This window comes from Polaromonas sp. Polasp52, assembly GCF_059491565.1.
This window is the reverse complement of sequence record NZ_CP168513.1, coordinates 4493736-4520274: the sequence shown is the minus strand read 5'-3', so window position 1 is coordinate 4520274 and position 26539 is coordinate 4493736. Positions and strand designations below refer to the sequence as shown.

18 protein-coding genes are annotated in these 26539 nt (G+C 65.0%); 15 read left to right on the top strand and 3 right to left on the bottom strand.

The annotated features are described in order from the left end of the window. Nucleotides 1-51: 51 nt before the first annotated feature. Nucleotides 52-858, bottom strand: coding sequence for a DUF2726 domain-containing protein (locus ACEN9P_RS21125; RefSeq protein WP_495620375.1), 807 nt, complete (start codon nucleotides 856-858; stop codon nucleotides 52-54). 322 nt (nucleotides 859-1180) lie between these two features. Between ACEN9P_RS21125 and ACEN9P_RS21120 the strand changes: the two genes are divergently transcribed. The 6 genes from ACEN9P_RS21120 (at nucleotide 1181) to ACEN9P_RS21095 (ending at nucleotide 5327) form a co-directional block, all read left to right on the top strand. After that, the gene (locus ACEN9P_RS21120; protein ID WP_495620374.1) at nucleotides 1181-2071 is read left to right on the top strand and encodes a dienelactone hydrolase family protein; all 891 of its coding nucleotides are present in this window, start codon (nucleotides 1181-1183) and stop codon (nucleotides 2069-2071) included. 178 nt (nucleotides 2072-2249) lie between these two features. After that, nucleotides 2250-3017, top strand: coding sequence for a basic amino acid ABC transporter substrate-binding protein (locus ACEN9P_RS21115; RefSeq protein ID WP_477662682.1), 768 nt, complete (start codon nucleotides 2250-2252; stop codon nucleotides 3015-3017). Nucleotides 3018-3037: 20 nt separating this feature from the next. Then, entirely contained in the window at nucleotides 3038-3805 is a 768-nt protein-coding gene (locus ACEN9P_RS21110; protein ID WP_074579902.1) for an amino acid ABC transporter permease, read from the top strand. After that, a complete protein-coding gene (locus ACEN9P_RS21105) occupies nucleotides 3783-4514 on the top strand; it encodes an amino acid ABC transporter ATP-binding protein (protein WP_139201082.1) in 732 nt (243 codons plus the stop codon). Before ACEN9P_RS21110 ends, ACEN9P_RS21105 begins: the two co-directional genes overlap by 23 nt. 52 nt (nucleotides 4515-4566) lie before the next feature. Continuing rightward, a complete protein-coding gene (locus tag ACEN9P_RS21100; protein ID WP_477662681.1) occupies nucleotides 4567-5085 on the top strand; it encodes an O-acetyl-ADP-ribose deacetylase in 519 nt (172 codons plus the stop codon). Beyond that, nucleotides 5082-5327 (top strand): hypothetical protein, encoded by a 246-nt coding sequence (locus tag ACEN9P_RS21095; RefSeq protein WP_477662680.1) that lies wholly within the window; start codon nucleotides 5082-5084, stop codon nucleotides 5325-5327. Before ACEN9P_RS21100 ends, ACEN9P_RS21095 begins: the two co-directional genes overlap by 4 nt. Here the strand turns inward: ACEN9P_RS21095 and ACEN9P_RS21090 are convergent. Then, nucleotides 5308-5874, bottom strand: a complete 567-nt coding sequence (locus ACEN9P_RS21090; protein WP_495620373.1) for a VTT domain-containing protein — start codon at nucleotides 5872-5874, stop codon at nucleotides 5308-5310. The two genes, ACEN9P_RS21095 and ACEN9P_RS21090, sit on opposite strands and share 20 nt — an antisense overlap. A gap of 225 nt (nucleotides 5875-6099) precedes the next feature. Here ACEN9P_RS21090 and ACEN9P_RS21085 point away from each other — a divergent pair, with 225 nt between their 5' ends. The 9 genes from ACEN9P_RS21085 to ACEN9P_RS21045 all read left to right on the top strand — a co-directional run bounded on the left by ACEN9P_RS21085 (nucleotide 6100) and on the right by ACEN9P_RS21045 (nucleotide 13602). Beyond that, nucleotides 6100-6747, top strand: coding sequence for a hypothetical protein (locus ACEN9P_RS21085; protein WP_495620372.1), 648 nt, complete (start codon nucleotides 6100-6102; stop codon nucleotides 6745-6747). Between the two features lie 21 nt (nucleotides 6748-6768). Then, the gene (locus tag ACEN9P_RS21080; protein WP_495620371.1) at nucleotides 6769-7419 is read left to right on the top strand and encodes a hypothetical protein; all 651 of its coding nucleotides are present in this window, start codon (nucleotides 6769-6771) and stop codon (nucleotides 7417-7419) included. A gap of 167 nt (nucleotides 7420-7586) precedes the next feature. Continuing rightward, a complete protein-coding gene (locus tag ACEN9P_RS21075) occupies nucleotides 7587-8165 on the top strand; it encodes a hypothetical protein (protein WP_495620370.1) in 579 nt (192 codons plus the stop codon). Next, entirely contained in the window at nucleotides 8162-8647 is a 486-nt protein-coding gene (locus ACEN9P_RS21070; protein ID WP_495620369.1) for a hypothetical protein, read from the top strand. Before ACEN9P_RS21075 ends, ACEN9P_RS21070 begins: the two co-directional genes overlap by 4 nt. Further along, complete coding sequence (locus ACEN9P_RS21065) at nucleotides 8644-9471, top strand: COG1470 family protein (protein ID WP_495620368.1); 828 nt, start codon at nucleotides 8644-8646, stop codon at nucleotides 9469-9471. Before ACEN9P_RS21070 ends, ACEN9P_RS21065 begins: the two co-directional genes overlap by 4 nt. Continuing rightward, complete coding sequence (locus ACEN9P_RS21060; protein ID WP_495620367.1) at nucleotides 9468-11570, top strand: SdrD B-like domain-containing protein; 2103 nt, start codon at nucleotides 9468-9470, stop codon at nucleotides 11568-11570. Before ACEN9P_RS21065 ends, ACEN9P_RS21060 begins: the two co-directional genes overlap by 4 nt. Nucleotides 11571-11732: 162 nt before the next feature. Continuing rightward, nucleotides 11733-12329 carry a cytochrome b/b6 domain-containing protein gene (locus ACEN9P_RS21055; RefSeq protein WP_495620366.1) on the top strand — a complete coding sequence of 199 codons (597 nt, stop codon included), beginning with the start codon at nucleotides 11733-11735 and terminating at the stop codon, nucleotides 12327-12329. A 31-nt stretch (nucleotides 12330-12360) separates the two neighbouring features. Continuing rightward, entirely contained in the window at nucleotides 12361-13155 is a 795-nt protein-coding gene (locus ACEN9P_RS21050) for a molybdopterin-dependent oxidoreductase (protein WP_495620365.1), read from the top strand. Between the two features lie 108 nt (nucleotides 13156-13263). Beyond that, nucleotides 13264-13602, top strand: a complete 339-nt coding sequence (locus ACEN9P_RS21045) for a pentapeptide MXKDX repeat protein (protein ID WP_495620364.1) — start codon at nucleotides 13264-13266, stop codon at nucleotides 13600-13602. A 58-nt stretch (nucleotides 13603-13660) separates the two neighbouring features. Here the strand turns inward: ACEN9P_RS21045 and ACEN9P_RS21040 are convergent, their stop codons facing one another. After that, nucleotides 13661-26431, bottom strand: a complete 12771-nt coding sequence (locus ACEN9P_RS21040) for a hypothetical protein (RefSeq protein WP_495622212.1) — start codon at nucleotides 26429-26431, stop codon at nucleotides 13661-13663. Nucleotides 26432-26539: the final 108 nt, after the last annotated feature.

Here is a 26539-nt window from a genome sequence, read left to right as displayed (position 1 = left end):
GGCGTGCCGGGGCCGACGCCCGCTGGAAGGCCGAGCTCATGAACCCCCTGCCTATTCGAGCTTGGCCGGCCGCGCGTCCGCAGGCTCGATGAAGGAGTCTTCCCAGTTGGTCGCAAAGCGGTTGTTCTTGTCGATGCGAAGGCCGCCTGTGCCGTCCGGGTTGAAACCGATGTCGCGGTTGGCGGCCGCCTGGGCGGCCTCCTGCTTGGTTTCCTTGTTGAGTTCCTTGAGCGCGGCGTCTTTGGCGGCCCGCTTGCGCTCGCGGGTGAAAGACTCCAGGTCGGCGTGGAAGCTGCTGTCGCCGCCGCGCGTTTCCTGGTGCTCCTCCATCAGTTCCTCGGGGATTTCGCCCAGGAAAGCCGCGCGCATGGCGCTCACGGTGGGCGGCCGGCCGGCCTTGATGGTGGTGTAGGCGATGCCGCAATCGGACAGCAGGGTCTCCTTGAGCTCCCGGCTGGCGCGGCTCACGTCGCGCTTGCCGCGCAGGTCGACGCAGCCCACCACCGTGCCATCCAGCGTGCAAATGGTGAAGCTGGTGTACACGCCGTTGAGCAATTCAAGCAGGCGCTCCTTCTTTTCCTTGTTTTTTTCCTTGTCCTTGTCTTTTTCGGTCGGGATGGTGAAGCGCAGCACCGGCAGCTTGAGCATGACCGCATGCTCGGGAAAAGCGCTGCGCAGCCATTTCCAGACCTCAAGTTCGTCGTCGGTCACGATCCCGCGCGCGGCCAGCGGCCATTTTTTGGGGATACGCAGCCTTTCACTCGCCTGTTGCCGCAACCAGCGGGCGTACAGAAGGATGCCGGCCAGCGCGCCCACGGCCACGCCCAGCAATGCCATCAGCCATGAAATCAGGTTCAAGATGCGGTTCTCCTCGTGATTTTGGGGCGCGGCCGCCTGAAGGCAGTCGCGGCTGGGTGGCCCCGGTCGGCCCAGTGAGTCACAGAAAGCCCGCCGTGTCAATTGAAGCCACGGCGGCCCAAGCCGCTATTAAAGCAGGTTTTTCCCGGCTTTCCACCGGCCGGGCGCACAACAGGGCTTCCCGGCCCAGCCGGCGCGGGCGCCGGCAGCTATCTGTTTCATAGCAAACCGGCCCGTGCACAACACCGCCGCCGTGTCGCGCGCGCGGCACCCTTTGCCAGGCGGCGCCTGAATCGCTATGCTGGGCTTTTTTGCGGGAGCCATGCCGATGAAGACCGCCCAGGACTTTGACCAGGAACTGCTGATTCTGTTTGACGCCTATGTGCACGGCACCCTGGACCGCCGCGGCTTCCTGGAGCGCGCCCAGAAGTTCGCCACCGCCGGCATGACGGCCACGGCCCTGCTGGCCGCCTTGAGCCCCAACTTTGCCGCGGGGCAGCAGGTCGCCAGGGACGACCGGCGCATCAAGACCGAGACCGTCAGCTACCCCTCTTCCGCCGGCACCGGCACCGTCAAGGGCTACCTCGCGAAACCGGCCAACGCCACTGGAAAGCTGCCCGCCGTGCTGGTCATCCACGAGAACCGCGGCCTCAACCCCCATATAGAAGACATCACACGCCGCCTGGCGCTGGACAACTTTCTCGCCTTCGCGCCCGACGCCCTGACGCCGCTGGGCGGCTACCCCGGCGACGAGGACAAGGCACGCGAGCTGTTCGCCAAACTGGACCAGCGCAAGTGCGTCGAGGACTTCGTGGCCGCCGTCACCTGGCTCAAGGCCAGGGACGACTGCAGCGGCAAGCTGGGCGTGGTCGGCTTCTGCTACGGCGGCGGCATGACGCACACCCTGACCACCCGCCTGCCCGAGCTCAACGCCGCCGTGCCTTTTTACGGCAACCAGCCCCCGGCAGAAGACGCCGCCAAGGTCAAAACCCCGCTGCTGATCCATTTCGCGGCGGTCGACGAGCGCATCAACGCCTCCTGGCCGACCTACGAGGCGGCCCTGAAGGCGGCCGGCGCCAGCTACACCGCCTACCAGTACCCCGGCACCCAGCACGGCTTCAACAACGACACCACGCCGCGCTACGACGCGGCCGCCGCCAAGCTGGCCTGGGAGCGCACCATCGCGTTTTTCAACCGGCAACTCAGGGCCTGACCCGCGGAGGCGCTCCTTTAGGCGCTTTTTCCCCGCCGCCCGTCCCCCTCTTCGCGAAAACCCTGCCCGCCGGCCGCCGGGCACGGCTTTTGCAGGCGTTACCATTGGCTACTTTCGCTTTTCGCCGCCCCCCACGGGCCGGCAAGCACTTTTCCCCTTCCTTTTCTGGACACTGACTATGAATTTCCTGCACAAGATCGCCGCCACCGCCGGCCTGCTCACCCTCGCGCTCGGTACTGTCCACGCACAGAACAAGGAGCTGGTCGTCGGCTCCAGCGCCACCTACCGCCCCTTTGCCTATGAAAGCCCGACCAAGGAAATCGTCGGCTACGACGTGGACATGATCAAGGCCATCGCCCAGAAAGCCGGCCTGCAGATCAAGATCGTCAACACCCCCTGGACCGGCATCTTCGCGGCCCTGAACAACGGCGACGTGGACCTGGTCATCTCCGGCGTCACCATCAACGACAAGCGCAAGCAGTCCTACGACTTCACCACCCCCTACTTCGAAGCGCGTCAGCTGATCGCCGTGCACAGCAACAGCACCGCCAAGGGCCTGAAGGACCTGGCCGGCAAAAAAATCGGCGTGGTCACCGGCAGCACCGGCGACGACATGGCTTCCCGCGAGTTCGGCAAGACCAACCCCGACATCCGCCGCTTTGAAAGCACCCCCGTGGTGATCTCCGAGCTGGCCAACAACGGACTGGACGCCGCCATCGGCGACAACGGCGTGATCGCCTTCCGCACCCAGGAGCACAAGCAGCTCAAGACCGTCAGCGACGCGAGCTTTCCCAAGGAATACTTCGGCATCGTCGTGAAGCAGGGCAACAAGGACTTGCTGGCCAAGCTCAACGCGGGCCTGGCCGCCGTCAAGGCCGACGGCAGCTACGCCACCATCTACAAAAAATGGTTCCAGGCCGACGCACCCGCGTTGCCCGCGCAATAAACCGCTGAGACCTCCCCGCTATGGAGCAAGTCCTCTGGTTCGGCTGGTTTCGGGCCGACATCATCGCGGAATACGGCGTGCTGTTCTGGCGCGGCCTGCAGATGACCATCATGGTCACGCTGATCTGCATCGTGCAGGGCACGCTGCTGGGCCTGGCCATCGGCATGGCGCGCGTGGCGGAGTCCCGCCATTCGCCCGCGCGCGCGATCTGCAAATACGCGCTGCGCTGGCCGGCCACCGTCTACGTCAGTTTTTTCCGCGGCACCCCGCTGTTCGTGCAGATCCTGCTGATCCACTTCGCCGTGCTGCCGCTGTTCATCAACCCGTCCGACGGCCTGGTCATCTCGGGTGAAGCCGCGCGCAACATCAAGCAGAACTACGGCGCCTTCCTCTCCGGCATCGTGGCCCTCACGCTCAATGCCGGCGCCTATATCTCCGAGATCTTCCGCGCCGGCATCCAGTCCATCGACAAGGGCCAGGTCGAGGCCTCGCGTTCGCTGGGCATGTCCTTCCCGCGCACCATGTACCACGTGGTGCTGCCGCAGGCCTTTCGCCGCATGCTGCCGCCCCTGGGCAACAACGCGATCTCGCTGCTGAAAGACTCGTCGCTGATTTCGGCCATCGGCCTTGCCGAACTCGCCTACGCCGCGCGCACCGTCGCCGGCGCCTACTCACGCTACTGGGAACCCTACCTCACCATCTCCGTCATGTACTGGGTGCTGACGCTGGGCCTGGCTTACCTTGTCAAGAAACTGGAGGCTCGTTATGGACGAGGTGATTCGCGTTAACCGGCTGACCAAGCAGTTTGGCCACACGCCGGTGCTGCGCGGCATCGACTGCGCCATCAAGGCCACCGAAGTTGTTTGCGTCATAGGCCCGTCCGGCTCTGGCAAGAGCACTTTTTTGCGCTGCCTCAACGGCCTGGAAGAGGCCAGCGGCGGCGAGGTGCTGGTGCACGGCGTCTCGGTGCATGAACCCAAGACCGACGTCGACGCCCTGCGCTCCGAAATCGGCATGGTGTTCCAGCGCTTCAACCTGTTCCCGCACAAGACCGTGCTGGAAAACATCACGCTGGCCCCGACCAAGGTGCGCAAGCTCACCGCCCTGGAAGCGCGCAACCGCGCCAGCGAGCTGCTCATCAAGGTCGGGCTGCTCGACAAGATAGACGCCTATCCCAACCAGCTCTCCGGCGGGCAGCAGCAGCGCGTGGCGATTGCCCGCGCGCTGGCCATGCAGCCGCGCATCATGCTGTTCGACGAACCCACTTCCGCGCTGGACCCCGAAATGGTCGGCGAGGTGCTGGCCGTCATGCAGGCCCTGGCCGAAGAAGGCATGACCATGGTGGTCGTCACCCACGAAATGGGTTTTGCCCGCCAGGTGGCCGACCGCGTGATGTTCATCGACGAAGGCCTGGTGATCGAGGAAGGCTCGCCGGCCGAAATCTTCGACAACCCCAGGGAAGAGCGCACCCAGCGCTTTTTGAGCAAGGTCTTGTAAGCCGGCGGACGGCTCGCGCGCATCTTCAGACAAAGCAGCCGGAAGACGCGCGATGCCCGCCCCCCTCAGGGCCGTCCAGGCCGACATCACCAAATTGCAGCTTGACGCCATCGTCAACGCCGCCAATTCATCGCTGCTGGGCGGCGGCGGTGTCGACGGCGCGATCCACCGCGCCGCAGGCCCCGAACTGGTCCATGAGTGCCGGCTGCTGGGCGGCTGCAAAACCGGTGAGGCCAAGCTCACGAAAGGTTATCGCCTCCCCGCCAAATACATCATCCACACCGTGGGCCCCGTCTGGCGCGGCGGCAACAACGGCGAGCCTGAATTGCTGGCCTCCTGCTACAGGCGCTCCATGCAGATCGCGGCCGCCGAAGGTGTCGCTTCGCTGGCCTTCCCCAGCATCAGCACCGGCATTTACGGCTATCCCATCGAACTGGCCGCCCAGGTCGCTGTGGCCAGCGTGCGCGAAGCCCTGCAACAACCCTCCTGCGTGGAAGAAGTGGTGTTCTGCTGCTTCTCGGCGCAGGACCTCGCGGTTTATGAGCGCCTGCTTGCGGGTGCGGCGGCTTGAGCTTGCCGCAACGCACAAACAACATGTTCTGGTCTAAAAGCTGGCTAGGCAAGCTCTTTGAAAGCGGGCTGTACCTGCTCGAGATGGTGGTCGGCTTCGGGTTTGTCACCACGGCGGCTGTCGCCGCGGCGGTGGGAAAATTCATCCTCGCCGGGATTTTGCTGGTCCTGGCGCTGGCCATTCTGCTTCGCTTCATCCGCCGGCGGGCTCCCCGCAAGCCCCTCAATACCCCGGCACCTTGAGCAGCCGCGCCAGGTAGTCAAAAAACACGCAATACACCGCGATCGGCAGCGGCAGGCCCAGCAGGGTCCCTAATAGATAGTCGCGAAACTTCACACCCGACATCGCCAGCGCATAGTTCAGCGCCGGCGCCGTCTGCAGCAAGGTGCGCAGCAGCACAATGCCGGCCACAGGCCGCGCGTCGAGTTGCGCGAGCACGCCCTGCACCCAGCGGCCTTTGATCTGCCGCAGGGCATCACCGCCCAGCAGGCGTATCAGCCAGAAGGTGAAAGCGCAGGACACCACCGCCGCGAGATAGGTCGCCACGCCGCCCCAGGCTTCGCCCAGCGCCAGCACCGCGGCCGCCAGGAATATCCAGCCCGGGATCTGGACCAGGTTGCCCAGCGCGAACAGCGCAATAAAGATCAGCAGCCCGCTGGCCTCGTTGTCCAGAAACTTCTGGTGCAAAAACACCAGGCTGAAGTTGTCCCGCAGCCCCGAGAGCTGGAACAGCGCCAGCAACAGGCCCAGGAAGGCCAGCACGGCAACGAGGCGTTTGAAGCGGTGCATCTGGGGAGGGTTTGTCGCGTTGGCCGGAAGTTTCCAGCCGATTCTAGGCGCCCGCCATCCCCGCAGCCGGGCTCTACGAGCCGCAAAACTCGCGCCCCAAAAAGCAAAGATTGTCTTTCCACGGACCATTGCTTACAACTTCGCAACAAATATCGCTAATCTCGATTCCGTGTTTTTTCAGTTGCGCCATCCCCGTTTGCCTTCCATTCCTCCCGAGGAATTTTCATGAAAAAAATCATTGGACTCAGCAGCCTGAGCCTCGCCGGCCTGATCGCGATGCCGGCCCATGCCGAATCCACCTTCACCAGTCCCGCAAGCACCGGCTCGACCGCGACGGCACGCCTGGACTTCAGCATCGTCATTCCGCAAGTCCTGTTTCTGCGGGTCGGCACCAGCGCCGGCAACACCTCGACCACCGCCACCATTGACGCCACCACCTTCACCGTGCCCGCGGCCAATGTGGGCGACGCCAGCCCCATCGCCGGTGTCGGCGGCGACCTGACGGCCGGCGCCGTGACCGTGCGGGTCTACGGCAACGGCGGCAACATCAGCCTCAATTCGGCGACCACCGGTCCCCTGACCACCGGCACGGCCGGCGAAACCATTCCCTGGAGCCAGATCGGCGTCACGGGCGCGGCCCTGGCCGCCACCACCTCGGGCTTCACCAATGCGGCAATTACCCATCCGGCCTTCAATACCGGCGCCTCCGGCGGCAACGGCACGGCCACGACGCTGACCGCCACCAACCGCCTGGTCCGTGTCGAAGGCAAGTGGACCTACAGCTACCTCAACACCACCCTGCCCGCCGCCGGCACCTACGGCGGCACGGTCGCCAAAAACGGCCGCGTGACCTACACCGCCACCCAACTCTAAGCATCAACAACAGGAGCCTTCATGAAAAAAATACTGCTTCCCCTCAGCGCCCTGGGCCTCGCCGCATCGCTGGCGGTCCCCGCCCACGCTGAATCCACCTACACCGCGCCGGCAACCACCGGCTCGACCGCCACGGGGCGGGTGGACTTCAGCATCGTCATTCCGCAAGTCCTGTTTCTGCGCGTCGGCACCAGTTCCGGCAACACGGCGACCGACGGCACCATTGATTCAACGACATTCACGGTGCCCGCGGCCAATGTGGGCGACGCCGGCGCCATCGCCGGCGTCGGTGGCGACCTGACGGCCGGCGCCGTAACGGTGCGGGTCTACGGCAACGGCGGCAACGTCAGCCTGAACTCCACCACCACCGGCCCGCTGACCACCGGTACCGCCGGCGAGACCATTCCCTGGAGCCAGATCGGCGTCACGGGCGGCGCCCTGGCCGCCACCACCGCTGGCTTCACCAACGCGGCCATCACCCATCCCGCCTTCAACACCGGCGCTTCCGGCGGTGCAGGCACGGCCTCCACCCTGACCGCCACCAACCGCCTGGTCCGTGTCGAAGGCAAGTGGACCTACAGCTACCTCAACACAGGCATTCCCGCCGCCGGCACCTACGGCGGCACGGTCGCCAAAAACGGCCGCGTGACCTACACCGCCACCCAGCTCTGAGTTTTCGCCACCTCTTCCAATGGCCTCCATTCACGAGGCCATTCTTTTGCCGGCTGACAGTCCGGCGTAAAGCGATGCGCATGCGAGCCCTACTTGCCTTTGCACATTCCCCTTGCTGCGCCAGCCAGTCCCGCTGGAGCGGGCTCATCTATCTATGCAGCGCGCTGATGTGCACCGGTGCCCAGGCCTTTTCCGTCAGCATCACGCCCGGCACCCGCTCACTGTTTCTGCAAGTGGGTGCCGGCACCATGACAGGGGGCAACTTCAGTTCCGGCGGCACGCCCGGCAACAACACCACCATCAACCGCGTGAGCGTCACCGTTCCCGCGGCCAGCCTGGGGGGCGGCTCCCTTGCCATGAGCAGCGACAGCACCGTGACGGCCAGCCCCTACAACGGGCGTGCGTTCTGCACGGTGCCCGCGCAGGTGTATGTGGGCGGCTTCTACCGCGCACCGGGTATGGGGGCCTCCAGCGCCGCTCTTACCGCGACGGCTCCGGCCTCACTGACCAACGCCAGCGGCAACACCATTGCTTTCAGCACGGTGTCCTGGGTTTCCGCCGGCACCGCCGACTCGGGAACCACGATTGCCAACGGCACATTTGTCGGCGGCGCATCGCAAACCCTGCTGGGCATCTCGCGCAACACCTGGTTTGAAAGCTGCCTGCAGTTCAGCTACGCGAACACCCAGCTGGTGGGATCCGGCAGTTTCACCGGCAGGGTCAGCTACACCCTGACGGCGCCATGATGGCCCGGCCGCCGCGCCTGGCGGGCACCTTTCTCGCGCCTTGCCTGCTGGCGGCCTGCCTGTGTGCCGCGCAATCAACGGCGGCCGGCACGGCGCGCGTGGATGACAGCGGCACCGTCGTCAGCCAGGGTGTCGTTCCCATGCGCTGGCGGCAGCTGGTGCCGGGCCGCGCGGCCGACAACTCGGTGGAAGCCAGCCTGCGCGTGGCCCTGCGCCTGAACCTCTCGCGCTGGCTGAACCAGCCCGTCAAGCTGTATATGGGCCTGGCGCCCGTGGCCGGTGAGCCCGTGCATGCCAGCTGGCGCACCCAGGGCCGTCTGCTGCCGGGCAACCTGCGAAGCGGCGCGCGCGCGCTGGTGTTTGAAGGCCTCGCCAGTGCGGCATCACTGGAAGAAACCATAGAGCTCACGCTCAGCACCGACGGCAGGGCCCTGGTTTCAGCGCAGGCCCTGCAGTTTTATTTCGAGGTGGATACCCCATGAACAGTCCCCGGTTGGCGCTTGCCCGGCACTGCGCGGCAGGCCTTTTTTACCTGGCCCTGGTGTTGGCCGCACCCTGCGCCGCGGCCGGCGAATTCGCGCTGGCGGTGTCGCCCCCGCGTTTTGAACTCGAACTCAAGCCCGGCGAGCGAAGCCGGCAAGTCATTGAAATCACCAACGCATCGCCCGCCTCCACCAGCCTGGCCATCAAGACCGCCGACTGGCGCCTGGGCATGGACAACGCCGTCACCTTTCTCGACGAACTGCAGCCCGGCAGCTGCCGGCCCTGGGTTGCCATCGAGCGGCGCGAACTCATCATGGCGGGCGGGCGCCCCTACCGCTTCCGTTTTGAAGTCAGCGTGCCGGCCGATGCGCCGGCCGGCGAGTGCCGTTTCGCCATCCTGCTCGAAGGCCAGGAGCAGCTCACGCGCATGGCATCGGGCCCGCCCATTCCCTTTTCGGCCCGCCTGGGCATCGTGGTCTATGCGGCCATCGCGGGCGCCGCGCCGCAATTGAGCATCGCCGGCGCCGGCGTCCAGACCCTGAACGGCCAGCCCACGCCGGTCCTGCAGGTGCGCAACAGCGGCGCGGCCCATGGCCGCATCGGCGGCTTCCTGACCGGCACCGACGCCGCCAACACCGCGCTCGAATTTTCCCCCGCCAACACGCCCATACTGCCCGGGGAGACACGCAGCGTGGCCCTCAGCGCCACACGCCCCGGCGACCCGGACAGCGCCGCGGCCGTCCGCTATCCCGTCACCGTGCGCGGCAAGCTTGAATGGGGTAAAGGCCAGGTGCAGGACTTCGAACAGCGCTTCGCGCCATGACACGGCAGGCGCAAACGCCGGCCGCCCTCCTCTATTCTTGTCCCCCATGCTGCCGCCGCGCGCTTGCGGCAATCTGCGCCGGCCTGGCGGCGGCGGTGGCGCAGGGCCAGACGGCCGCCACACCCGCCGCGGCCTCGCCCTCCCCCGTTCCCTACCTTGACCGCGTCATGGACGGGCAGCCCGAACTCGACGGCGGCCTGCAGCTCAAGGCCAGCAGCTACAACGAAAGCGGCTGGCCGCGCAGCTGGCATGCCGACTACTCGGTCTTCAAGCAATCGGGCGGGAATACCGCCACCCGCGCCATCGACCTCGGCGGATACCTGGACACCCCCAACCACGGCGCCCTCTCATTCCATGCAGGGCTCGCGCAGCAGGGCTCGGGCGGCTACGCCTCCCAGGCCGCGGGAGGCCAACACGACTGGCGCGTGGACCAGCGCGCCTTGCCACTGGACGGCGGGTGGTTCGCCAACCACCACGCGGGCAACGTCAACACCATCGCCACCCGGCTGGCGCGCGGCACCGGCCGGGTGTCGCTGCCGACAACGCCCATCCACGGCCTCAGCGGCCAGTGGTACCTGCAGGACACCCTGGACCTGAACGCCGCCAGCGGGCGCGCGGGCCTGTTCAGCGGGATGGACGGCGCCGGCTTTGAAACCTCCACCAGCACTGTCACCTCGGCCGGCGCGCAATTTCGCCTGCCCACCCGCGCGGCATTCGCAGCCGCTGGACGCAGCGACATCGCATTCCAGCTCATCCAGGGCAAAAACATCCCCGACAGCGCCACCTCCGGCCTGAGCCAGGACACACGCGCCTGGTTCGCCGCCGCGTCCTGGGAAGGCCCCTCCCCCTGGGGATCCGGCCTCGCCCCCGGTTATGGCGCGGCCAACGAGCGTGTGGGCGGCCTGCGCCTGCAAGGCAACCTCGTGCAAAGCAGCAGCACCCGCAGCGGCGGCGCCACCGGCCTCTGGCTGGACGCCGCCTGGCGCAGCGAACGCTGGCGCCAGGCGGCCGGCCTCTTTCGCTTCGAACCCAAGCTGCGCTGGGGCACGACGGGCCTGGCCGGCGACCTGCAAGGCCTGTACTGGCAGGCCGACACTTCCACACGAAGGTGGCAGGCCGGTTTTGCCGCCGAGCTGAGCGACAGCGTCAGCGGCGGCCAGGCGGGCAGCATCGCTTCCGGCGGCAGCGCCTTCGTCAACCTCAACGGCCGCTACCTGCTGGACACCCACAACGCCCTGGGCGCGGCCCTGAGCTTTCGCGCCATCAGCAGCCCCGGGCAGGCCCTGCAGCTCTCATGGAACCGCAGCGGCGACTGGGGCCAGACCCAATGGCGCGCCGACCTCGCCAAAACATCCGGCAGCCGCAGCCTGCGGCTGGGCGTGGACCACAGCTGGCCGGCGCTGTGGACCACCCTGCTCAGCACCTCCCTGGCCCTGGAGCGTTTAGGCGGAGGCAGCAACCCCGGCACCGGCCTGGTCTGGGGCCTGCTCGCCACCCTGTCGCCCTGGCCCCAGTGGTCCATGGACGCTTCCCTGCGCGGCACGCGCAGCGGCGGCGGCGGCGAATCGCTCAATACCAACATAGGCCTGAACTGGCAGGCGGCCCGCAACTGGTCGCTCAGCCTGCGTTACACCGAGTCGCGCGGCGAGGAAGCCCCGCAGGCCCTGGTCGTATCGGCCCTGACCGCCGCGACACTGCAAGCACCCATCAACCCCCAGGCCAACCGCAGCCTGCAGCTGCTGCTGCGCTACCAGGACCATGCCGGCATGGCGAGCGCCCCGCTGGGCGGCTTGCCCGGGACAGGCGCCGGCAGCCTGGCCGGCACCGTCTTTTTTGACGCCGACGCCAACGGCAGCCGCGAAGCCTCCGAAGCCGGCGTGCCCGGCGTCACCGTCATCCTGGACCGCCGCTATGCCGCGCAAACCGACGCCCAGGGCCGCTATGAATTCCCGGCGGTCGCGGCCGGCGAACACCTCATCGAAGTCTCACCCGACAACATTCCCCTGCCCTGGGGCCCGGTCCTGCGCGAGCCCGCCAAGACCACGGTGCTGGTGCGCCAGGCCCATTCGTTTGACTTCGCCGTGCAGCGCGAACGCTGAAGAGCGGCTACCGCAGCCGGCAGGCAAATAAATTTCGCCATCATGTAAGAAACGCCAGGCTCGCCCGACCAAAGCCCAACACGCAGCAAAACTGCGGCGGAAATCCCGGCTTCCTGCTTCTTCCCAGGCAGCCGGGCCTTGCGGCACCCCGAGGAGCACCTGATGAAAACAAGACCGAACGCCATACACCCCGGCTGGCTGCGCGCCATGCACTGGCTCAACGCACTGGCTGTGGTACTGCTCATGATGAGCGGCTGGCGCATCTACAACGCCACCGCCTTCCTCGGCTTCACGATTCCCAAAGACCTGACCCTTGGCGGCTGGCTGGGCGGCGCGCTGCAGTGGCACTTTGCCGCCATGTGGCTGCTCTTCTTCAACGGCATGCTTTACCTGGCTTTCAACCTCTTCACGCGGCGGCTGTTCCGCAAATTTTTTCCGCTGTCCATCAAAGGCATCACGGCCGACCTGCTGGCCGCCCTCAAAGGCAAGCTGGCCCATGAAGACCCGCGCCACTACAACATGGTGCAGCGCCTGGCCTATCTTTTTGTGATGGCCGACAGCGTGCTCATCGTGCTCTCTGGCCTGGTGCTCTGGAAGTCCGTGCAATTCCCCCTGCTGCGTGAACTCATGGGCGGTTATGAAGGCGCGCGCCTGGTCCACTTTTTCACCATGGCCGCGCTGGCCGGCTTTGTCGCCGTGCACCTGGTCATGGTGGCCCTGGTGCCCAAAACCCTGGTCTACATGCTGCGCGGCCGCTGAACACCGGCCCGCACACCTCAAGGAACCAACCATGAACATCCAACGCCCCAGGCGCCTTCAGCACATAGACGGCGATGCCGTCCTCAAGGAAGCCGTGGACCGCATCGCCTCGGCCCACAAGCTCTCGACCGCCCGTCGCAACTTTTTGCGCGGCTCGCTCAGCCTGGGCGGCCTGGCCATGCTGAGCGGCTGCGTGCTCGACGACAGCGAATCCGTCAACACCGCGCTGAGCCGCATCTCGCGCCTCAACGACGACGTGCAAGGGCTGCTGTTCGACCCGAGCCGCCTGGCCCCCACCTACCCCGATTCCATGATCACCCGGCCCTTTCCCTTCAACGCCTACTACGGCGAAGACGAGGTGCGTGAGGTGGACGAAGAAAGCTTTCGCCTCGAAGTCGCCGGCCTGGTCGCCGACAGGCGCAAATGGTCGCTGCCCGAGCTGCGCGCCATGCCCCAGGCCGACCAGGTCACCCGCCATATCTGCGTCGAGGGCTGGAGCGCCATCGGCAAATGGGGTGGTGTGCCCTTCTTCCACTTTTTACGCAGGGTGGGCGCCGACACAACGGCCAAATACGTGGGCTTTAAATGCGCCGACGACTACTTCACCAGCATAGACATGGCCACCGCCCTGCACCCGCAAACCCTGCTGGCGCTGACGTACGACGGCCAGGTGCTGCCGCCCAAATACGGTTTCCCGATGAAGCTGCGCATGCCCACCAAGCTCGGCTACAAGAACCCCAAACACATCCAGGCGATTTTTGTCACCAACACCTACCCTGGCGGCTACTGGGAAGACCAGGGCTACAACTGGTTCGGAGGCAGCTGAGCCCGCTCAGGTGCCCCGCAACACCGGCGATAAGGCATTCAGCTCAGGGTGCCCGCCGTTTTTCTTCAACAACTTTTCCAACACTCTTTCATCAAGGACAACACCATCATGAACACCCAAACTTTGACCGCCGCCCTCCTGTCCGCCTGCCTGCTCGCCGCCGGCGGCAGCGCCCTGGCGCAGGACGCCATGAAAAAAGACGCCATGGGCAAGGATGCGATGGCCAGCAAGGACGCCATGGCCAAGGACGGCATGAAGAAGGACGCCATGGCCAAAGACGCGATGGCCAAAAAAGATGCCATGGCGAAAAACGGCATGAAGCATGACGGCGACAAGATGGCCATGGCCAAAAAAGACAAGATGAAAAAAGACGCGATGGCCAAGGACGGCATGCAAAAAGATGCCATGGCGAAAGATGCCATGGGCAAGGATGCGATGAAGAAATAAAAAAAACAGGCAAGAAGAAAAAAAGCCGCGGCGCACGCGCCGCGGCCCAACCACCTTATCAATGCCAATTGGCCGCGATCACGGGGGCAAGTGCCGCCTGGTACTCCGGCGGCAACGTGGTTTGCCCGGCGGGTGGCGGCGCGAAAGCGGCCATGGCTTGCACCAGGTTTTCGACGTTGGTATGAAGCAGGGATTTCACGCCTGCTGGCGCAGGAACCGTCATCTCCTCAACGTGGTAGGCATCGCCCAGGTACCAGTCGCGCACGGTCACCTCGTCGTTGGTGCCTATGGTGCTGATCTTCAGGTTGTTGCCGCTTCGGCGGAACCACAGCTGGTCGGCGTTCATTCCGAACACCAGCATGTCCCAGTTGCCGGCGGTCGCATCGTTTTCCTGCACCACATCCGCCCCGCGCCCCATTTGGTACGCATCATTGCCCTTTCCGCCAGTGAACACGTTCGCATTGGCATCCCCTACCAGAGAGTCGTGGCCGTCCGTGGCCACCACACACTCCACACCGACCAGTGTGTCAACCCCCAAACTGAAACCATTGGAAGTCATCTTCGCTGCGTAGCCCAAGGACAGATCCACCATGAGAATACCTATATCCCCACCTAAGCTTATGTTGCGGCTGTAGTCCACCGTGTCTATGCCCGCACCGCCGTCCACCGTATCGTTGCCCCGGCTACCGTACCACACGTTCGCATCGCCATTGCCCAGGAAGGTGTCGGAAAACGGCGTGCCGGCCAGATTCTCTATGCTGTTTATTTTCAGGTAGTCAGTGAAAACGGTATCCACACCGCCGACCGAAACCACCTTGATGACCCTGCTACTCCATGTGGGGTCGGGGTTGCTTTGGAGGGGGGCATAGTAGGGATTGAGGGAGGCCCGGATTCCGCCTGTGAAGGCGAAGGCAGAGCGGCTGTAGTCGGCGGTGTCAATGCCCGATCCACCGTCCAGCATGTCATTCCCGGCGCTGGCGAACAGCCTGTCGTCTCCGCCCCGGCCCTCGAGCTGGTCGTCTCCTGGCGTGCCATCCAGCGTGTCGTTGCCGGACGTGCCGAATATCAGGTTGACCGCCCAGGTGCCCGCACTGACCTTGGTTTCCGGCGTGCCGCCACCATCGGTGTAGCTGACGGACACACGTACCTTCAAGGCGGCCAGGTTGGGCGTGAGCGTGAGGCTGGCAGCCGTGGCCCCCGCAATGTCGGCCCAGGTATCGCCGCTCCACGAGCTTTGCCATTGGTAGTTAAAGGCGCCCAGGCCGTCCGGATCGGACAGAGTGCTGGAGATGCTCAGGGTGTCGCCCTGCCGCACGGTCGTGCTGCCCGTCACGGCCGTACCGCCCTTCATCAGAGTGATTCCACCTGTGGGGGCGTCGTTGATCGGCGTGACATTGAACGCCAGGGTGTTGGGGTTTGCGGCAAAGGCGCTATACGAGTCCTTGACCGAAAAGTTAAAACTCCCGTAGTTGTTGCCGTTGGCGTTGGCCAACGGCCTGAACACCAGTTTGCCGGCGGCCAGGTCGGCGGCGCTGACAACCTGCATCACCGCCACGCCGGCGCCGTTGAGTGTCAAGCTGCCGGCGGCCGGCAGGCTGTCGATGCGCACGGCGCTCAGGCTGTCGCCGGCATCGGCGTCGCTAAAGCCCAGGTCGGTGGCGGTGATCGTGTAGCTGCCGTCTTCGAACATGGGGACGGTTTTGTTCGCGCCGGCGGGCGCGGTGTTAAGCAGGATGCGGAGCCAGGCGGCGTCCTTCACGCCGCCGTCGGCAAACTCGAACTCTTCAAGCGCATAACTGCCCAGGGCCGGCGCGGCAAAACGGATGCTGTCGCTGGCCGTGACAGTGAGTGTGACCTGGCCGCTGGCCCGGCTGGCGGTAAGCTGAGTTGCGCTGATGCCGGCGCCAAACACAATGCGGTCACGGCCCCCGGTTTGCGCGATGGCTTCCGTGATGATGTCCCGCCCATCGCCCAGGTTAAACCGGTAACGGTCATCACCGGCGCCGCCGATCAGCGTGTCGTTACCCTTGCCGCCGGACAGCTCATTGGCGTTGCCGTCGCCCGTGAGGCTGTCATACATCGGTGTGCCGGTCACGTTCTCTATGCCGCTCAGCGTGTCTGTGAAAGTCGTGCTTGCCGCCGTGTCCACCACCGCCACATCAAAACCCTTGACAGCCGGGTTGGCCGCCAGGTCGGCATACGCGGTCTCCGAGGACGCAAACGCCACCTCCGACACATAGATATACAGCTTGTTGCTCTCCGCCGGCACATCCGCGCGCCCCCACAGCGCGATCGAATCAATGGCTCGCACGCTGCGCAAGTCGACGTCGAGGTAGGGCTTGTTGCCTCCCACATGGGCCAGGTTGCTCAGGTTCCCCTGTTGCTGGTTCCAGATGCCGCCCACCACGCCATCGGTCAGCGCCGCGGGATTGAAGATGGCGTTGTAAAGGTTGCCGCCGTCGGCGCCAACCGAAACTACGCTGAGGTTGCCCGCGGCCACGTCCGCCCCGCCGGCATACACCTTCAGCCCCGTCAACGCCAGCGCCAGGGTTGTGCTCTCCAAGTGCGAGTGATAGATGCGGATATAACGCCCCTTCGCGCCGACGGCAACCGAGGTGCCGCTCAGTACCTTGTAGACTGTTCCGTTGGCCAGGTTGGCCTCGATACGGCCGGCCATGCCGCCCGTGCTGTAGTCCACGGTGTCAACACCGGGGCCGCCATTGAGCACGTCGTTGCCCCGTTCCATGCCCTGCAGCATCACATCGTTGCCGTCGCCGCCGTTGACGGTGTCATTGCCCGCGCCGCCGGCCAGCGTATTGGCTTTGCCGTCGCCCGTGAGGATGTCGTCCAGCAGCGTGCCGGCCAGGTGTTCTATATCCTTCAGCGTATCGATGAAAGTCGTACTGGCGAAGGTATCCACTTCCTCCACATCCACGTGGGTGACGGCCGGGTTGGCGGCCAGGTCGTCATAGGCGGTCGCCGAGGAAACAAATTCTGTTTCGGACACATAGACGCGCAGCATATTGCTCTGCTCCGACTCTTGGCTCTGGGCCGTCGCATTCGCGCGCCCCCACAGCGTGATCGAGTCGATGGACTGCACACTGCGAAGGTCAACCTGGATATAGGGCCTGGAGCCCGTAGCGCCGGCATCGGCATACGCCAGATTGCTGCCAGTCTCACCCACTTCGTAGCTTCCGCCAAATCTGTTGTCCGTCAATGCGGTGGGGCTGTGCAGGTGGGTATTGACGAGGGTTCCGGCATCGGCGCCGGCAACAACCGTACTCCGGCTGCCCGCGGCCACGTCCACCCCGCCGGCATACACCGCCAGCCCGGTGAGCGCCAGCGCCAGGGCCTCACTCTCCATGTCCGAGTGGTAGATGCGAAGATAACGCCCCTTCACACCGACGCCGACGGCCGCGCCCTGGAAAATCTTCACGACGGTTCCCGCTGCCAGGTCGGCCCGGATGCCCACGGTCGTCAGGCCCGCTGGGTTGGCCGCGCTGTAATCCGCCGTGTCGTTCCCGGTGCCGCCGTCGAGCGTGTCCGCCACCCTGTCCAGGTCCTGCAGAATCACGTCGTCGCCGTCGCCGCCGCTGACCTGGTCCGCGCCAGTCCCGCCGGCCAGCGCATCGTTGCCTCCCTTGCCCGAAATCACGTCGTCGCCCGCATTCCCGTACAGCTCATTCGCGTTGTTGTCTCCCGCAATGGAGTCATCAAGCCCAGTCCCATACAGGTTCTTGAAGCCGATCACGGTGTCGGTGGCGCTTGTTCCCGCAAAGACCTTGATGACCGTCCCGGCGGCCAGGTCGGCGCGGATAAAGCCCACCGCTTCGCCGGCGCTGTAATCCACCGTGTTGTCACCGGCGCCGCCGTCGAGCATGTCACTGACGTCTTCCATGTCCTGCAGGACCACGTCGTTGCCGTCTCCTCCCGCCACACTGTCCGCGCCCGCGCCACCAGCCAGAATATCGTCGCCGCGTCCGCCGGCAATCACGTCATCACCATCGTTTCCGAGCAGCTTGTTCGCCTGGTCGTTGCCCGTGACCATGTCGTCAAGCACCGTGGCGGTCAGATCTTCGAGGTTGCTCACGCTGTCGGTGTAGAGTACCCCGCCAAAATCTTTGGTGACCCACCCCAGGTCCAGCCGCGCCACGATGGCGCCGCCCATGCCAAGCACGCTGTAGTCCACCGCATCCCGGCCTGCGCCGCCATCGAGCGTGTCGCTGACGCCTTCGACGTCCTGGATGATGAGGTCGTCCCCATTTTCTCCCTTGACGACATCCGCGCCCGCCCCGCCGGACAAGCGGTCGCTGCCGTCGCCGCCGCTTAGGCTGTCGTTGCCGCTGCCGCCCATCAGTAAGTCATTCCCGGCCGCGCCCCTGAGCGTGTCGTTGCCGCCATTGCCGGCCAGTCCATTGTCCTTGGCGTCGCCCGCCAGGAGGTCGTCGCCCTCCGTGCCATTGATGTTCTCTACATTCGCCACCTGGTCCGTGTAGATTCCTGTTGCGGCCGCCAACAAGCCGAGGTAGGGTGTGGCGGGAAGCGTGTCTATCGCCCCACCCAGCACGACCTCCTGGGTGATCCGGGTATCGTCGGGGGTGTGCGCATCGGGTCCAGGCCCCTTCGCGGCAATCGGAGTGACCGATACATACACGCGCAGGTCATTGCTCCAGGCTTCATGTCCCCTGACACCCCACAAGGCGATGGAGTCGATGAACTGGACATCGCCCAGATCGACCTCAATAAAAGGCATATAGCCTTTTACATAGGCCACGTCAGTTGGCCCACGGCCTGACCTGGCGTTGTTGCCAAGGCCGTTCAGCTGGCCGTCGGTCAGCGCCGCTGCATTGAAGTCAGAGTTGTCGTCTATCGTGCCGTCCGGCCTGTAGTTCCAGCCGTAGCCTATCTTGCTCGTCTTCCCGGCGGCCGCATCCTGTCCTCCCACGAACACTTTCAGGCCATTGAGTGCCAGCGTCTGTAGGGTGTTCCAATCCGTGCTGGTGTGGTAGATGCGTACATAGCGCCCTTCCGCCCCGATATTGGCGCTGGTGCCGAAAATCACCTTTTGGACCGTCCCCGCGGCCAGGTCGGCCACAATGGCCGTCGACGCCCTGGCGCCGTCGTCCATCAGGGTGTAGTCCAGCGTATCCATGCCGCTGCCGCCGTCGAAGGTGTCGCTGACGCGCTCCATGATCTGTTTAAGGGAGTCATCGCCGTCGCCACCGTTCACGGTGTCACTGCCGGCTCCGCCGTCCAGCAGGTCGTCGCCTTTACCGCCGTCCAGGCTGTCGCCGCCGGCGCCTCCCAGCAGGCGGTCCTCACCGTCCTCGCCGCAAAGCGTGTCCGCCCCACTGCCGCCTATCAGCACGTTGTTCCCGTCGCTGCCCCGCAGCATGTCGGCGTCCCAGCTGCCTATGACGTTCTCCAGGCCGGCCAGCGTATCGGTGAACGTGGTGCCCCACACTGCTCCTGTGGCCGTGCCCGCCAGCAGGTTGACCTGGAGCGAAGACACCTCGGGCATGTTGCCCGGGGTGCTGAAATCCAGCGTGTCCATGCCCTCGCCGCCGTCGAGGGTGTCATTGCCCGCCCGCCCATACAGCACATCATTGCCCGCGTCGCCATAAAGCCCGTCGTTGCCGTAGCGGCCATCCAGGACATCATTGCCCGCGCCACCCCACAGGATATTGGCGTTGTTATCGCCCATCAGGGTGTCATTTCGCACCGTGCCGACCACGCGCTCTATGCTGTCCAGCGTGTCCGTGAACGTTGCAGTTGCCACGCAGTCCACCGTCCCTACATCGACCTTGGCCACAGCCGGGTTGGCCGCGAGGTCGGCATAGGCCGTGGGCGACGAAACAAACGCCGTCTCCGAGACATAGATGCGCAGCTGGCTGGACCAGCCGGTAAAGTCCGACGGGCCCCAGAGCGCGATTGAGTCTATGGCCTGCACGCTGCCCAGATCCAGTTCAATAAAGCCGGTGAGGCCATCCACCCTCACGGCGTTGTAGAGGACTGAGTCCCCCGCATTGTCGGAATAGGGCCCGCCGGCCACGCCATCGGTCAGCGCGTAGCGATTGCTGTGGTAATCGCCGTCGCCACTGCTGGCAAGGTCAACACCGACCGAACAGACTTTGTCGGCGGCCACGTTGACGCCGCCCGCGTACACCTTCAGCTCCGACAGCACCAGGCTTTGCCGGTAGTCGCGGTGGATGTCCGCAGAGTGGTAGATGCGAATATAGCGGCCGCTTGCCCCCACGCCGGCGAACGTGCCCTCAAAAATCTTCGTGACGGTCTGCGCCGACAGGTCGGCCCGGATGCCCTGGGTCGTCAGCCCTGCCAGGTTTGCGCCGCTGTAGTCCACCGTGTCCATGCCGGCTCCGCCATTGAAGGTGTCGGCCGCCCTTTCCATGTTCCGCTGGAGGATCACATCGTCGCCGTCGTCTCCCTTCACCATGTCCGCGCCCGCGCCGCCGTCCAGTGTGTCATCGCCGCTGCCGCCGCTGACGGTATCGTTTCCTGCTCCGGCAAACAATGCGTTCGCGTTGTTGTCGCCCGTGAGGGTGTCGGCCAGCGCGGTGCCCACCAGGTTCTCGATGCCGCTCAGCGTGTCGGTATAGGTCGCACCGGCCACGAACTTATAGACTTTATTGGTGCCCAGGTTGGCATTGACGCTGCCGGCCGCGCCGTTGCCGCTGTAGTCCAGCGTGTCGCTGCCGGTGCCGTTGCCGCCATTCAGGCGGTCATTGAATCTCTCGAAATCCTGCCGGATCAGATCGTCACCCTCATCGCCGTTGACAAGGTCCGCACCCGCGCCGCCCGACAGCGTGTCCTTGCCGGCCCCGCCGTTCAGGACATCGTTGCCCGCGCCGCCGCTCAGGCTGTCATTGCCCGCATCGCCGGCCAGGCTGTCATTGCCCGCATCGCCGCTCAGGGTATCGTCGCCCTCGCCGCCATTAACGGCATCGGTGCCGTCGCCGCCGAACAGGGTGTCGTTGCCCGCCCCGCCATAGATGGTGTCGTAGCCCACGCCGCCGGACAGGATGTTGGCATTGCCATTGCCTGTGAGCGTGTCGGCGTAAGAGGTGCCGATGAGGTTTTCGACGCCATTGAGCGTGTCGAAATACGTTGTTCCCGAGACGACTTTGGTGACCTGGTTCGCCGCTAGGGCCAGGTTGGCCACAATGGCGCCGGTCATGCCGCCCAGGCTGTAGTCCGCCGTATCCACACCCTCACCACCGATGAGGCTGTCCGTGCCCGCCCCGGCGACCAGCGTGTCATTGCCTTCACCGCCGGCCAGCGTGTCGTTGCCCGCCCCCGCGGACACAACATCGTCGCCGCCCATGCCTTCAAGCCGGTTGTTGTTGGCGTCGCCCGTGAGCGTGTCGTTCAGCGGCGTGCCAATGATGTTCTCGATGCCGCTCAGCGTGTCCACGACCGTCGTGGCCGCGGCCGTGTCGACCGCCGCCAGGTCGACCTTGGTCACGGCCGCGCTGGCCGCCAGGTCGGCATAGGCCGTGGCCGACGACACGAACGCCACCTCCGACAGGTAGATACGCAGGTTTTGTCCCGCCCCAGGAAGAATGTCACTCTGCAGGCCCCACAGGGCGATCGAGTCAATATCCAGCGCATCGCCCAGGTCCAGCTCGAAGTAAGCCTTGTTCCCCGCCACCACGGCCATATTGCTGATGGCCCCCGACTGCCCGTTCCAGGCCCCGCCCAGGGCGGCATCCGTCAAGGCCCGCGGATTGTTGACCTCGACCCCACTCACGCTGCCTACATCGGCCCCGATCGAGCTGGACGTGCCGGCGGCCACATCAACGCCCGCGACGTACACCTTCAGTCCCGTCAGCGCGAGGGTGGACTCCCTCGCCACCGCATCGTTGTGGTAAATGCGGATATAGCGCGCCCTCGCCCCCACATTGACGGCCGTGCCCTCAAAAATCCTGCTGACGGTCTGCGCCGCCAGGTCGGCCCGGATGCCCTGGGTCGACAGCCCTTCCAGGTTCATGGCGCCGTAGTCCACCGTGTCGGTGCCGGCGTCGCCCCTGAAGCTGTCGCTCAGCCGCTCCATGTCCTGCTGCAGGAACAGGTCGTCGCCTGTGCCGCCCGACAGCGTGTCTTTTCCCTTGCCGCCGTCCATCGTGTCGTTGCCGGCGCCGCCGACAAGCGAGTCGTCGCCCGCACCGCCGTCCAGCGCGTTCGCGTTGCCGTCACCCGTGATGGTGTCGCCCATCGCCGTGCCGGTCACGTTCTCAATGCTTGCCACCGTGTCCCGTACCGCCGTGGTGGCGGCCGTGTCCACCACCGCCACGTCGACCCTGGCCACATCCCCGTCGGCCGCGAGGCCGGCATACGTCGCGGCCGCGGTGAACGGGACTTCCGACACATAGACGCGCAGGTTGTTGCTCCAGGCCGTGTTGCCGGCCACTCCCCACAAGGCAATCGAATCGATGAACTGCGGCCCGCCCAAGTCCAGTTCGATGTAGGGCTTGGCGCCGCCGGCCCAGGCGATATTGCTGCTGACCTGCGAGAGCCCGTTCCAAATAACACCCACTATGCCATCGGTCAGGGCCTGGGGATTGTTGTTGATGGCATTGCCGCTGCCGCCGTCCGCACCGGTCGAACTCGACTTACCGGCCGCCACATCAACACCGTCCGAATACACTTTCAGCCCCGTCAGCGCCACCTCCTGCGTCGCGCTTGCCGTGTCCGAGTGGTAGATACGGATGTAGCGGCCCATCGCACCCACCCTGGCACTGGTGCCGTACAGCACCTTCTCGACCAACCCCGTGGCCAGGCTGGCGACGATGCGGCCGGCCATGCCGTCCGTGCTGTAGTCCAGCGTGTCCGTACCATCGTCGCCGTACAGCGTGTCCCTGCCCCGCTCCATGTCCTGCATGACCAGGTCGTCGCCGGCGCCGCCATGCACCGTGTCCGCCCCCGCGCCGCCGGACAGCACATCGTTGCCGTCCGCGCCGTCGACGGCGTCATTGCCGGCGCCCGCATCGAACGCGTTTCCCACGGCGGAGCCTGTCAGGGTATCGGCCAGCGCGGTGCCGGCCAGGTTCTCGATATTGCTCACCGAGTCGTACACCGTGAATCCGGCGCCCGAATACTTGATCACCCGACCCGTCGACAGGTTGGCGTTAATCCCCACGGCACCCATCACGGGGCGCGTTCCGTTGGCGAATTCCGTGTAGTTGTAGCTGACGCTGTCTATGCCCTCGCCGCCCTCCAGCACGTCCCACACGCCGTTGCTCCCGGCGACGTAGGCCTCGATATCCTGCACGATCACGTCGTTGCCCCTGCCGCCGTCAATGCTGTCCTTGCCCATCCAGCCTATCAGCACGTCATTGCCTTCCTTGCCCGCGATGGTGTCGTTGCCCGTGTCGCCGACCAGCGTGTTGTCGAGGACGTCTCCGGTCAAGGTGAGGTTGCCGCGGGTAGTGGCGGCGCTGCCGGGGCTGTTGAGGGGCGCCCTCTTGAATATCTCCACGCCCTCGATATGGGCCAGCGTGTCGATATAGGTGGTGCTGGCCTGTGTGTCCACCTGCGCCACGTCGACCTTCTTCACGCCCGCGTTGGCCGACAGGCTCTGGTAGGTGGCCGACGCCGCAAAAGCCGCGTTCGACACAAACACCCGCAGCTTGTTGCCCCAGTCCGCATGGCCATCCACCCCCCACAGCGCGATCGAGTCGATGGCCTGCGCGCTGCCCAGGTCCAGTTCCACATAGGGCTTGGTGCCCCCCACAGAGGCCAGGTTGCTGACGCTTCCCGACCCCAGGTTCCAGGCGCCGCCCACGGTGTCATCGGTCAGGGCCCGGGTGTTATTGACCTCACCGCCCACAATGCTGCCGCTGTCCACGCCGATCGAACTGGCGCGGCCGGCCGCCACATCCACCCCGCCCGCAAATACCTGCAGGCCGGTCAGCGCCAAAACCGAAGTGGCATCCGTGTGGTAGATGCGGATATAGCTGCCCGTGAACGCCGTGTACTGGCCCGCCGCATTCACAGACCCGACGTTGGCGGCCGTGCCGTAAAACACCTTGGTGGCTTTTTGTTCGCCCAGGTCGACGGCGATACTTGCCGAGTTTCGCACCGCCCAGTCCGCGTCATCGACCACGTAGCGCAGCGTATCCTGGCCCTCGCCGCCGTCGAGGGTGTCGCCCGCCCGGTCCATGCCCTGCACCAGGGTGTCGTCGCCCTCGCCGCCATCAACGGTGTCCGCACCCCGGCCGCCCTCCAGGCGGTCAGTGCCGGCCATGCCCACCAGGGCATTCGCCCCATCGTTGCCCACAATGACGTCGCCCATCAAAGAACCGACCACGTCCTCGATGCCTTGCAGCATATCGGTGGCGCTGGCCGTGACGAGGGCGCCGGCGACGGTCATGGCGACGGTCTTGGTGACGCGCTGTGCGCCCAGGTCGGCGTCGATGAAGCCCGCCGCCGTGCCGCCGCTGTAGTCCACGCGGTCCCTGCCCTCTCCCCCGTTGAGGGTATCGCAGACGCGCTCCAGGTCCTGCAGGATCACGTCGTCGCCGGGGCCGGCGTCAATGCTGTCCGCGCCGGTGCCGCCCGCCATCATGTCGTTGCCCTCGCGTCCCACCAAACGGTCGCGGCCGGCCCCGCCGGCAAGGGCGTTGTCCTTCACGTTGCCCGCGAGGCTGTCGCCCAGCGAACCGCCAATCAGGTTTTCGACGCCCGTCAAGCTGTCGGTATAGGTGAGGGGGGACTCCGTCTTGTCCACGAGGTCCACATCATTGACCTTGGTCACGGCAGGATCGGCCGCCAGGGTGTCGTAGGTCGATGAGGCGGAAAACGGCGCCGCCGAGACATAGATGCGCAGCTTGTCGCTCGGGTTATTCCTGCCGAAAACATTCGCGTTGCCGGTAGCGTCCCCAACGCCCCAGAGCATGAGCAGCTCGATGTCGTAGGCATTCCCCAGGTCCAGCTCAATGTAGGGCTTGGCACCCAAAGAGTTGGCATAGGCGATGTTGCTGAGGCTGTTGCTATTGCCGTTCCAGAGGCCGCCCTTGGCGCCATTGGTCAACGCATTGGGGTTGTTTTTGTACGTGCTGTCGTTACCGCCACTGTCGGCACCGTAGGAACTGGCCTTGCCTTGGGCAACATTTCTGCCATCCGCATACACTTCCAGCTCCGTGAGCACCAGCGCGCCCGACTCATTGTCCGAGTGGTAGATACGAACATATTGGCCCTTGGCGCCGACATTGGCAGCCGTGCCATGAAATGTCCTGGTCGCGATTCCCGTGGCCAGATCGGCCTGGACGCGGCCCTCCATGCCGTCCATGCTGTAGTCCACCGTGTCCACACCATCGCCGCCGTCGATCACATCCATGATGACGCCCATGGCATCCATAGCCTGGCCGCGCACGCCCCCCGGGCTTGGCGGGGGAGAGGACGGGTCGCGGGGCCGCTTCATTTCCTGCCGGACCCAATCGTCGCCGCGACCGAGGTTAACGGTGTCAGCGCCCCGCCCGGGGTCCACGACGTCACTACCGCCGCCGGCCCTGATCGTGTCATTCCCTTCACCGGCACTGATGTGATTGCCCTGGGAATTGCCATCGATCATGTCGGTCCCGTCTCCCCCAATGACGTATTCAACATTCTTCAGCGTGTCGATGATTGTTGGATTGCTCAAGGTATCCAACTTGAAATCCCGGAACTGGACTTTCTCGGTCCTCTTCCCGTAAACAACCGTGCTCTCGCCGACCTCCTCCTGGTAAGCCTTGGTCTGCGCCAGAGTTTTGGTGACCGAATAACCCGTCGAAGTCGTTTGGACCTTGATGCTCACGCCTGTCAATCCCGCATACGAGACGGAATCGATTCCGTCGCCGCCGTCGAAATTCAGCCTGGCCGCGCCGGCGATGACGGTGTCGTCCCCTCCGTAGCCGTTGACGTCAAGCAAGACGCTGGTGGTTTTTGTTTTGTCAAAGTTGGTGGCCTGGGTCACCACGTTGCGCAGATCCATGGTGCTGGACGCACTGCTCGAGGCATTGCCATCAGTGATCGTCCACAGGGCAACGTCTTTTTTATTGGGGTCTGAACTCGTGTTGAACGCCATCCGAAGTGTGCTGGTGTAGGCCTTCTTGCCGGTTCGCACACGCCAGCGCTCCTCCGTGCCGGATGCCGGCAGCGGGTTGAGAAAGGTCAGGACCTGGCTCTCCCTGGTCGCGGAGAGTGTCAGCTCGCCTCTCTCTGGATTAAAGGTCAGTTTTTCGCCCCAGTCCGCCGTGCCTTCCACGAAACTTCTGATAAAGCTGTCCACGGTTTTCAGATCCGCGCCATTTTTGGTGATCGCGGCCAGCTGCAGGGAGGCTGAAGTCAGCTTGGGACTGGAAACCGCCACGACCTGGTCGACATCGAAGGCAGTCTGCAATTTCCCGAACATGTCACTGTTACGGAAGACCTGATTGGCCGACGCTTTCAGGTCTTCACCAAAAAACTTGAGGCTTCCGCCCTTACGCTTGATTTGGTCGATGTAGTCTCTCGCGATAGCCTCCAGGGCGGTCTGCTTGATACCCTGCAACACACCACTGACAATCCCGGCCACGAAGTCGACAAGGACCGCACCGGACGCCATGGGGGTCGCCAATGCCGCATAAAAAGCCAGGGTTCCAACAATCGACAAAGCCTGGGTGCCCGCAAAAAAACCCCATTCAGTAGAGGTCTTGTCACGATAAAGGTCCGCCAGCATGGCGGTGCCCTGATAGCCAGCTGACAGCATGCTCTTGCCCAGTTTTTCGACTTGGTCGGCATACTTGGACTGCTGAGTCAGGCCATAAATCTCCAGGGGACTGAACGCCGTCATCATGCCGGCGACGGCGCCACCGGCTAAGGGGCCCAGGAACTTCAACCCACTGACAATGGCCTTTCCTTTCGCCGAAGTCAGTGGCGAAGTCAGTTCCAGTCCGTTCCC